The organism is Phycisphaerae bacterium, assembly GCA_018003015.1.
In the GTDB taxonomy this organism is placed as follows: domain Bacteria; phylum Planctomycetota; class Phycisphaerae; order UBA1845; family PWPN01; genus JAGNEZ01.
Genome location: JAGNEZ010000042.1, coordinates 45,857 through 55,568, shown reverse-complemented (window position 1 = coordinate 55,568; position 9,712 = coordinate 45,857). Strand labels below are relative to the sequence as shown.

The window sequence follows — 9,712 nt, the reverse complement described above, 5'->3', positions numbered from 1 at the left end:
TGGCGATTGCCTCGACACCGCAACACTCGAATCCACACCCCGTCTTCTCTCGGCCATCGGCAGACTCCTTTCGCAAGAGACTCTCGCCGCTCCATACGGCGTACTTGCGAAAGGTATACACGATGCCAATCGATCGCGCCAGACCTCCCAGCTTACCTATCTATGCGCGCTGGCCCTGGCCCCCCCCGGGGGCCACGCCGCCCCTCGAGGAATCAGTTTTCCTATCAGTCTATCAGTTGACCTCGGTCGGCCGCTCCGTTTCAATACCAGGTCAGGGGTGCGAGAAGAGCACCGTGGTTCATGATCCCGCCCCTCTGTTCTCCAGGGTGTCCCCTAAGAGACACCAGGATACCGAGCGACGTGTGCTCGGAATTCAGCGAGCGTTGCTCAGTCTGCGCTCAGATCACGTTTCGAGAGCTGGGTCAGCCCCATGAGTGATTACATCGTCCTCGTCAAGCAGGTTCCGGACATCTCCCAGATCACCGACAACGCGTTCAACCCGGAGACAGGCACCCTGGTGCGCAGCCGTCTCGAGAACGTCATCAATGAGCTCGACGCCCAGGCGCTGGGCTTCGCCGCGCACATGAAGCGAATGAGCAACGACGAGAAGGGCCGCGTCATCGTGCTCACCATGGGGCCACCGATGGCCGAGGAGATCCTCAGGTATGCTCTGAGTCGTCGCGCGGACCTGGCAATCCTGCTCACCGACCGCGCCCTGAGCGGTGCCGATACCGTCGCGACGGCCAACCCTCTCGCCTTCGCTATCCGCCGGATCGAATCGGAGGTCCTCCAGGGCAGCCGCGACTACTTCATCGTGGCCGGAATGCAGTCCGTCGACGGCGACACGGCCCAGGTGCCGGCCCAGATCGCCGAGGAGCTCGGCATCGGCTGCATCCCCTACCTGACCCACGCCGAGTACGGGGACGGCCGGTTCCAGTTCACCCGGATCCTCAGCGGCGGCAACCAAGTGGTCACCGCCCGGGGGCTGCCCGTCGTGCTCACCGTGGCGAAGTACGAGTACCCGCTGTACGCGGGCTTCGCGGCCACGCGGGGGGCCAGTCGCGTCCCGGTCACCCGCTGGGGCGCCAGCGACGTCAAGGCCAGCCTCATCGGCGGCAAGGGATCCAAGACCCAGGTCACCCGCGTGTTCCCGCCGGGCAAGACCAGCCGCAAGTGCCAGCACTTGACCGAGGTCCGCGATCTCGCCCGCGTGATCGTCGAGTCCATGGGCCAGGGCGACGGCCACGACGGCGCCCAGCGCTCCAGCGCCCGGCACTACCTGCTGCCCGGCAGGCGGCCCTCGCCGTTCGACCGCTCCTACGAGGCCGTCGCCGCCGACGTCGAGAGCTTCCGCCTGCTCTCCAATGCGATGGAGACCCGTGGCATCAAGGACCTCTACGACATGGACGACGAGACCCGCGAGAGAATCGCCTCCGACCTCTCCGACCGGCTGCCCGGTAAGTCGATGGACGAGCTGATCGAGGGCCTGAGGAGCTTCCAGCCCAGCTACCAGGGCGAGGTCTGGGTGGTCGCCGAGCACAGCCAGGGCAAGCTCCTTCCCGCCACCTTCGAGCTCGTGGGCAAGGCCCGCGACCTCGCCGAATCGCTCGAACAGAAGGTCGGCGTGGCCCTGGTGGGCACGAACATCGCTCCGCTCGCACATGAACTGTTCGAGGCTGGGGCCGACCGCGTCTACCTAGCCGAGCACGACCTACTCGAACAGTTCGACCCCCTGGCTTACCGCAAGGCGGTCTCGGCACTCGTCGAGCGGCACTGGCCCCAGATCGTGCTGTTCGCGGCGACCCCGGCCGGCCGTGTGCTGGCACCCATGGTCTCGTACCGCCTACGCTGCGGCCTGACGGCCGACTGCACCTCGCTCGATATCCGCGATCGCACCCGCAAGGGTGAGATCGCCATCCTGCTCCAGACGCGGCCCGCCCTGGGCGGCAACGTCATGGCCACCATCTGCACCAAGGACTCCCGCGTCCAGATGGCCACCATGCGCCCGGGCGTCGCCATGCAGCTTCCCCGCGATCCCAACCGCCCGGGCGAGGTCGTCCGGGAAGACGTCGAGATCGTCCCCGAGGATATCGGCATGGACGTCCTCAGGACCGAGTACGCGTCCGAGAGCGTCGACCTGGGCGTCGACGTTATCGTCAGTGGCGGCCGCGGCCTCCAGAACCGCGATAGCTACCACCAGCTCCTGGACTCGCTCCGCGATGCCCTGGCAACTCGGCTCGGCACCCGCGTCGAGGAGGGCGCCACCCGCTCCGCCGTCGAGCGCGGCTTCGCCGAACGCGGCCGCCAAGTCGGCCAGACCGGCACCGCCGTCAGCCCCCGCCTCTACATCGCCCTGGGTATCAGCGGCGCCATCCAGCACATGATCGGCGTCGCCAACACCGAGACGATCATCGCCGTCAACAACGATCCCAACGCACCGATCCTCAAGCAGTGCGATTACTACGTCATTGGCAACGTCGAGCACGTGGTTCCCGATCTCGTCTCGGTACTGGAAGGGGCCTCGAAATGAGTGGCAACAACGGCTTCCACAAGACCCCGGTGCTCATCGTGGGTGCCGGCCCCGCGGGCCTCGCCGCCGCCATCGCCCTCAAAAAGGCCCGGCCCGAGACCGACGTCTGCGTGATCGACAAGGCCGCTGAGCTGGGCAACCACAACCTCTCCGGCGCCGTCATCGAGGCCCAGGCCGTCCACCGGCTGCTCAACATGACCGGCCTCAACTGGAGAGAAATGCCCGAGGCCGACCAGCTCCTGACCCACCGCATCGACCACGACCAGATCCTGTTCCTCAGCGGCCGGCACCTGACGTTGCCCATCACCGCCTTCATCCGGCTGGCCAAGGCGCTCAACCTGAGCCTGGCCCAGATGTCCCACCAGGGCGACTACATCATCTCCGTCTCCAAGCTGACGCGCTGGCTGGGTCGGATCGCCCGCGAGCTGGGCATCGAGGTCTACAACGGCTTCGCCGCCGTCGGCATCGATTGGGATGCCGCGAAGGCTCGCGCGACCGGCGTCCGCCTCATCGCCCTGGGCCTCGACCGCGAGGGACACCCCCAGCCCAACTACCTCCCCGAGGAAACGGTCGAGGCTGACGTCATCATCCTGGCCGAGGGCTGCGATGGACTCCTCACCGAGCAGTTCGTCCAGCTCGCCGGCCTCCAGCGCGCCGGCGTGCCCCTCTACTCCGTCGGCGTCAAGGAACTCATCCGCGTCTCGCCCGATCAGTACGCCCGCTTCGGCGATCACCGCGTCATCCACGCCATGGGCTACCCCCTCTGGACACCGTTGGTCGGCCCCAGCATGTTCGGCGGCGGCATCGCCTACTCCTTCGGCGACAACTCCATCGCCGTGGGCATGATCGTCGGCCTCGACTGGCGCGAAAAGGACTTCAATCCCCAGGACGCCCTGACCCACTTCAAGAACCACCCCGCCATCCACAAGTACATCAAGGACGGCAAGGTCATCGAGGCCGGCGCCAAGATGATCCCCGAGGGCGGCGACCGCGCCATCCCGCGCGATCCGGCCACGGGCTCCATCGGCAAGTCGAACGTGCTCGTCGTGGGCGACTCCGCCGGCTTCGTCAACATGCTCAAGATCAAGGGCCTGCACAACGCCATCGACACCGGCATCCTCGCCGGCCAGGCTGCTGCCCAGTCGCTCAAAACCCCCGACAAGACCGCCCAGAAGTACACCGAGATGGTCGGCGAGTCGCCCGTCTTCCGCGAGATGAAGCTGGCCCGCAACTTCCGCCACACCATCTCCCGCTTTGGCAACACCCTGGGCCTGCCCCTGTCCGTCTTCTCGAGCAAGCTGCCCGAGTACCAGATCGAACGCGACAGCCAGACCATGACCGGCAAGCACTACCGCTATAAGGGCAACAAGGAATTTGACAAGATGACCTTCATCGCCCTGGCGCACACCCACCACCGCGAGGACCAGCCCTGCCACCTCCGGATCCGCGACGCCTCGCTCTGCGCGAACCGATGCCGCCCCGAGTTCGGCCAGCCCTGCGTCACCTTCTGCCCGGCCGGCGTCTACGAGTGCATCCAGGGCCACCTTTCGCCCGTCAATGCCTCTAACTGCCTGCACTGCAAGACCTGCCAGCGCAAGTGCCCCCTGGACAACATCCACTGGACCGCGCCCGAGGGCGGCGGTGGCCCACGCTATAAGGCCATGTGAAGCCGCCTGCCCCGGAACTCGACCCCCCCATCACTGGGGCCACACCGCCGCCCCGCGTTGCGTTTTGTCATTTGAACGCCCGCTCCATCGGCAGAGCGCTGCTGTCAGCCACTGTCTTTGGTGAGCCACTCAGCCTTTTCGATACCCAAAATCGTCAATTGGCGCAGTTTGGATTGGCTGGGATGCCTGCACCCGTGTAGCACCGCTGGAACAAGCCGAAATCGGCTTGGTCCACATCGGTATCGTGGTCGAGGTCCTTACCCGTACACCCTGATGATGACCCAAGCGCTGGTCCTGAGACACAGGCTGCCAAGGCGGTAAGGTCGTCGCTGTCCACATCGCAGTCCTGGTCGAAGTCCGCCGGCGCGAAACTGCTGCACGCCGGACCTGGGCTTTGCCAGAATCCGCCGGACAATGAGAAGCTTCCGCCGGTCATGGGTAGGAGTGCGGCATCGGGCTGGCCGATCGTACCACCCAGCGAGTAGGTTCCCCCGACGCTCCACATGACGCCGCCGCCGTCGAACGTGTTCCACGTCAGGTCGAACCCGACGCCGACCTGGGCGAGGACCGGCGCCGCCGTGGATGCGACGACGCACGCGATCAGCCACTTCTGTGTTGTCCGAGAACGCAACGCACCAGAGTCCCATTGCATGGTTGTTTCTCCTCGCCGATTCCGTTCTTCGCGCGCCGACTTCGCTTGCGGTAACGAAACTCGCGGGTCATCAGGGCTTCAATCCGTGGGCTCCGAGATCGGGTGGATCGCCTCCCGCGGCGACTTGCCGAGGAGTTCGGGGTGCAGGTACTTGCCGCGCTGCCCCGGGGGCTTGGCCTGCTCCACGAGGGTGCCGCGTTGGCGCACGTAGGCGTCGTTGCGAACGCCCTTGACCTCCCACGAGACCTTCCCATCCGGCTTACCGCCGCCGATCGTGAAGCTGTTCTTCTCGATCTCGCTCGCGACGTGCAGGTTCGGCATCGGCGCGCCGATCGGCGTCAACTGGTAGCGAAAGTCGCGGTTGATCGCTTCGAAGTAGGCCGGCAACTTCACCTGCGCGGTGCCCCCCGCGTCCAGCACGATCGTGCCGCCGTACACGTTCAGGGGTTCGGGGCCCTCGGCGCAGTAGTGGTTGAGAAGGGAGTTCTCCGGGTCGAGGGGGTGATCGATCTGGAATGACTTGGTGCCGGTGGCCGTCAGATTGCCCTTGAAGTAACCCGCGTACTTCGTGCCGCCGCCGCTGACGTCGCCGTATACCCCGTACTTGGTTTCCGTACCGTCCCCGGTCGCAATCGCATAGAGGCCGTACTTGGTCCCGGTGCCGGCTCCTTCGGCCCGGGCCACGGCGCCGTAGTTGATGCCGCTCCCGGTGCCGGCGGCACTGGCGCGAATGCCGTAGGTGCGGTCACTCGAGCTTTCTCCGGTGAAGTAGCCGCCGTACACGACGGCGCTGCCGTCGGCCTCGCCGCAGACGCCGTACCGGTTTCCGGTGCCGCCGGCCAGGGCCACGCCGTGGACGCCATACACGGACGCCGCGCCCGAGCTGCGGCCGATGAGATAGCCGCCGGCAGCCTCGTCGGTGTCCGCGTCAGCGTCGGCAAAGACACCGAGAGCCGTGTTCGACGATCGGGACAAGGCGTTGACCGCATAGTTATTTGCGTTTCCACCGGTGCAGGAGGCGGACACGCCGTAGTACAGGGCGAGCGGACTGTCGTTCCCAGCGTAGCATACGCCAGCCACACCCGTCATTCCCCCGATCCCCTTCACACCGACTCCTCGGTGAACGGTCGTATCATGGGTTCCGACGATCGCGGCCGCGTCACTGCTCGCCCGCGTATGCGTGACCGTGAAGGCATCGTCCCATTCGGCCGTGCTGCCCGAAAAGGGCAAAACGAGGTCCTCGGCCTTCAGTGTGTACTGCGCGTACGGAGTGGCCAGGAGCGGCTGTCGCGAACTCAGCGTGGTCCAACTACCGCTCCCGGGAGGAACCCGCACGGCGATCTCGAGGTAGCGGTTGTTCCCGTCGAGTGCCGACTTTCCGAAGTCCAGCCAGCTGCTGAACAGCCCATTGGTCACCGGATCGGTCCGGGTCAATGTCAACCCGATCTGCGTGCCGCCCGTCCACGCATCCCACAGCGAGAACTGGAACTCCGCGTTCTCGTTGACGGGCACGCCGTCCTTCTTCAGCTGGCCCTGGTACGTGAACGCGCTGCCCACGGGGGTCGCGGCCTGCGCGATCGCGGCGGCGGCCAAGGCGCTCGTCGCTGCTACAACAGAACTCACGATTCTCACTCGGCGTTTCATGATCATTCTCCTCTTCCGCCATGCGAACACTCAGCGGGTGATGTTTCTACTTCCGTGACGCATCCTGCGGCTTGTGAGCCGCACGATCGGGCATGTGCCTCGCTTCGATGCCCTTCGATTCGGGCTGGCCGTACGCCTCGGGGTGCATATAGGCGCCCCTTTCGTCGGCCGGCTTGGCCTCGTCGGCCGGGATGCGGTTCGCGTTCGCCCAGGGGTCCTGCCGGATGCCGTTTACCTGCCAGGAGACCTTCGTATTCGGGCTGCTGATACCGACGCCCAGCGATCCGTCCGAGGCGATCCGTATCCGCTCCGAGCCGTTGACACGGAACGTCATCGCGTTCGAGCCGAGGTAGCCGATCGGGTTCCCGCCGGTCGACGGGCTCCCTGAACCCGCGGTATCCCAGAGCGTGAACGTGAGATCGCACGAGCCCGTGATCGGTGCGTCGCCATTCGTGACCCGGCCCGGGTAGGTGAAGCCGCCAGCGGCGGATGCCCAAGGGGCCGAAATGACAATGGCGATCGCGAACATGACAAGGCGGAGGTAGAGTCTCCCCGGCACGGCTTGCTCCTCTTCACGCCCCCCTTAACGCTAGTTAGGTGCGACGCCGCGACCACACGGGCGGCGGCCTCCGGAATGAGAGCGCGTTCTTGCCCCTCTTCCCATGCGACCTTGCTCGGCAGTGCCGTCGAGCAGTATGCCGTCATTGTACCGCGCTCCCCCAGCTCGGCGCCAAAATAAAAACAAGACGAATTACAGTGTCAACGGAATCAGCCATTCTGTCGCGACCGAACCGTGCTCAACGGGGGTGTTCCTACGCCAGAAAGGCCTTTGGAGATGGCTGCTCTTCATGGTCTCGACGCCACCTTTTCGGCTGACAGATCCCTTGTCATTTGAATAGCCGTTCCGTTGGCCGGCTCATCAGGTGAGCAGCTTATCCGCTCGGAGCAGCTGGCGGTGCTGGAGGAGGTTTTCAACGCCAACGTCCGCGACCGCGAGATCCGCGAGATCAGCTGCCACTTTGCCCCCATCTTCCGGGGCGACCACCCGGTACACCTGGGTATCTGGGGCAAGACCGGCACGGGCAAGACCATGACCATCAGCTTCTTTCTCAAGCTGCTGACCGAACTGGCTCGGGAGCGGAAGGTGCCGCTGCGCCACAAACAGCTGGACCTGTCCACCCCCCGGCCCTGCTTCCGAGCCCTGAACGACTTGGCCTTCCTTCTTCATCGTCACGGGCAAGCAACACGCATACCCCCGGCATCGGCTGGCCCGAAGCAGCCTGCTAGCATCATGGTTCCTCACCGCAGTCCCTGCACTCATACCCGCGGCACCGGATGGCCGATGTACGGTTATGTCTCACCCGGATGTCCTATTGCGGCATGGATTCCGCCCTCCCGACGTGCTGGGCGGTGAAGCCGAACTGGTCTTCGATGCGGATCATCTCGACCGTGTCGTACGCGAGGGGATCCTGAAAGCAAGAACCAGCCTGGACATCGCCACAGCGGATTTCAAAGCCATGCTCGTGCCGACGGCCAGGGGCCGGCGGGCGAAGTCCATCATCGACATCTTCTGCCATCTGGCCGGCAAGGGCGTGGAGATCCGCCTCCTTCATGGTGGCATACCCAGCAGCGCCGCGCTCCAGGGACTCCGCCGGCAGTTGCCGGGCGGGGTCATGATCCGGCGGTGTCCGCGCCTGCATGCCAAGGCGGTCATCATCGATTGTCGTTCGATGTACCTGGGCAGCGCCAATCTCACCGGAGCGGGCCTTGGCGCAAAGGGTGAAGGCAAACGCAACTTCGAGATCGGCGTTTGGACCCATGCGTCGGCCCTCATCGATGCCGTCCTTGAGCACTTCAACGCCTTGTGGGAGGGGCGGCTGTGCCCGTCCTGCCGTCGCCACGAGGTATGCCCTGTTCCCCTCGAAGAGCCGCGCCTGGGTTAAGCGTGCTCATGCCTGTTCGGGAGGTTAGAATCCCGTTTATGTCGATCAGGAGCCCCCACATGCCCCGCAAGAAAACCGGGTTCAGATGTTCCGAGTGCGGTAAGGCGTTCAAGATGGCCATGCACCTCGGCCGGCACATGACCACCATCCACGGCCAGTCGAAAACGCCGCCCGCCGCCAAGGCAAGACCGACGAAAAAGGTGAGGGGAACGGCCAGTGACGGTCTTGCAGCCGCGCTTGTTGCGATGATCGACAAGCTCCAAGCCCAGCGACGGGAGCATGTGGATGCCATCGCCAAGATCGATGCTCTGTTCGAGAAGTACGGCATCCAGCTCCCAGAACGGAAGCGTCGTGGTCGCCCTCCGGGACGGAAGCCAGGGCGTAAACCCGGAAGACCGGCGGCTGCTGGTTGCAAGGGACGACGCTGGAAGGGCGGCACTTTCGCAAAGAGCGGTATTCAGTCCGTCCTCGACTTCGTGAAAGGCAAGGGCAAGTTGGGTGCCACGTCTGCCGAGATCAACAAGCAGTGGAAGTCGGAAGGACGTGGGGCGACCGCAGACACCACGCTGAGCCAACTGTCCAAGCAGAAGAAGCTGAAAAGGGAGGAGATCAAGGGGACTCAAGGAAGCCGGTATACGGCGGCGTGAGAGCCGCCTGGTCAGGAGTTGCTGCAATGGCGAGAGCAAGGAGCAAACCGAAGCGGAAAAGCCCCCTTGACTCGCTCCGCAAGCAGGCAGTCTCACTCGGGGCGCTGGATGCCAAGGTGATCTCGACCCGGAAGGTCTTCACCAGTGCCTGGGTCCGGTGGAAGTGCCGCTTCGGCTGCGACGGCTACGGGGCCAGTCTTCTCTGTCCGCCTCATTCACCCGTTCCGGAAGAAACCCGCCGAGTGCTCGACGAATACAAGCGGGCGATCCTGATCCACTGTGATGCGTATACAGATGTGCGGCCCCTGGTCGCCCGGCTTGAGCGAACGGCCTTTCTGGGCGGGCTCTACAAGGCTTTCGGTTTTGCCTGCGGTCCCTGCCAGCTCTGCCCGACCTGCGCGTTCGAGAAGGGATGTCGGCATCCTGATCAGGCGAGACCAGCAATGGAGGCTTGCGGAATCGACGTGTTTGGGACGGCAAGGGCGGCCGGATTTCCCATCGAGGTCGTGACCAGTCGACACTGCAAGCAGAACTACTACGGGCTCCTCCTGGTCGAGTGACTTTCTAAGCGCGTGCTTCAGCACCGTTCCACACACGCGATAGTCTCGCTTGGCTCAGATTAGGCGGTC

The 9,712-nt window shown here is 64.8% G+C and carries 9 protein-coding genes; 6 read left to right on the top strand and 3 right to left on the bottom strand.

All coding sequences use genetic code 11. The features are described 5' to 3' along the window. Positions 1-430: 430 nt before the first annotated feature. Complete coding sequence (locus tag KA354_17115; protein MBP7936363.1) at positions 431-2,530, top strand: FAD-binding protein; 2,100 nt, start codon at positions 431-433, stop codon at positions 2,528-2,530. Then, positions 2,527-4,197, top strand: a complete 1,671-nt coding sequence (locus tag KA354_17110) for an FAD-dependent oxidoreductase (GenBank protein ID MBP7936362.1) — start codon at positions 2,527-2,529, stop codon at positions 4,195-4,197. Before KA354_17115 ends, KA354_17110 begins: the two co-directional genes overlap by 4 nt. Before the next feature lie 154 nt (positions 4,198-4,351). On the opposite strand, the gene KA354_17105 is transcribed toward KA354_17110, so the two are convergent. The 3 genes from KA354_17105 to KA354_17095 form a co-directional block, all read right to left on the bottom strand. Then, positions 4,352-4,849: a hypothetical protein gene (locus KA354_17105; GenBank protein MBP7936361.1), complete on the bottom strand. Its 498-nt coding sequence runs from the start codon at positions 4,847-4,849 to the stop codon at positions 4,352-4,354. Between the two features lie 78 nt (positions 4,850-4,927). Continuing rightward, a complete protein-coding gene (locus KA354_17100; protein ID MBP7936360.1) occupies positions 4,928-6,493 on the bottom strand; it encodes a hypothetical protein in 1,566 nt (521 codons plus the stop codon). 46 nt (positions 6,494-6,539) lie between these two features. Next, positions 6,540-7,052 carry a hypothetical protein gene (locus tag KA354_17095; protein MBP7936359.1) on the bottom strand — a complete coding sequence of 171 codons (513 nt, stop codon included), beginning with the start codon at positions 7,050-7,052 and terminating at the stop codon, positions 6,540-6,542. Positions 7,053-7,400: 348 nt separating this feature from the next. Here KA354_17095 and KA354_17090 point away from each other — a divergent pair, with 348 nt between their 5' ends. Genes KA354_17090 through KA354_17075 form a run of 4 tightly spaced genes read left to right on the top strand, consistent with a single transcriptional unit; the run spans position 7,401 to position 9,643 of the window. Next, the gene (locus KA354_17090) at positions 7,401-7,907 is read left to right on the top strand and encodes a hypothetical protein (GenBank protein ID MBP7936358.1); all 507 of its coding nucleotides are present in this window, start codon (positions 7,401-7,403) and stop codon (positions 7,905-7,907) included. Then, the gene (locus KA354_17085) at positions 7,894-8,436 is read left to right on the top strand and encodes a phospholipase D family protein (GenBank protein ID MBP7936357.1); all 543 of its coding nucleotides are present in this window, start codon (positions 7,894-7,896) and stop codon (positions 8,434-8,436) included. Before KA354_17090 ends, KA354_17085 begins: the two co-directional genes overlap by 14 nt. A gap of 59 nt (positions 8,437-8,495) precedes the next feature. Then, positions 8,496-9,083, top strand: a complete 588-nt coding sequence (locus KA354_17080) for a C2H2-type zinc finger protein (GenBank protein MBP7936356.1) — start codon at positions 8,496-8,498, stop codon at positions 9,081-9,083. 26 nt (positions 9,084-9,109) lie between these two features. Next, positions 9,110-9,643, top strand: a complete 534-nt coding sequence (locus KA354_17075; GenBank protein ID MBP7936355.1) for a DUF2284 domain-containing protein — start codon at positions 9,110-9,112, stop codon at positions 9,641-9,643. Positions 9,644-9,712: the final 69 nt, after the last annotated feature.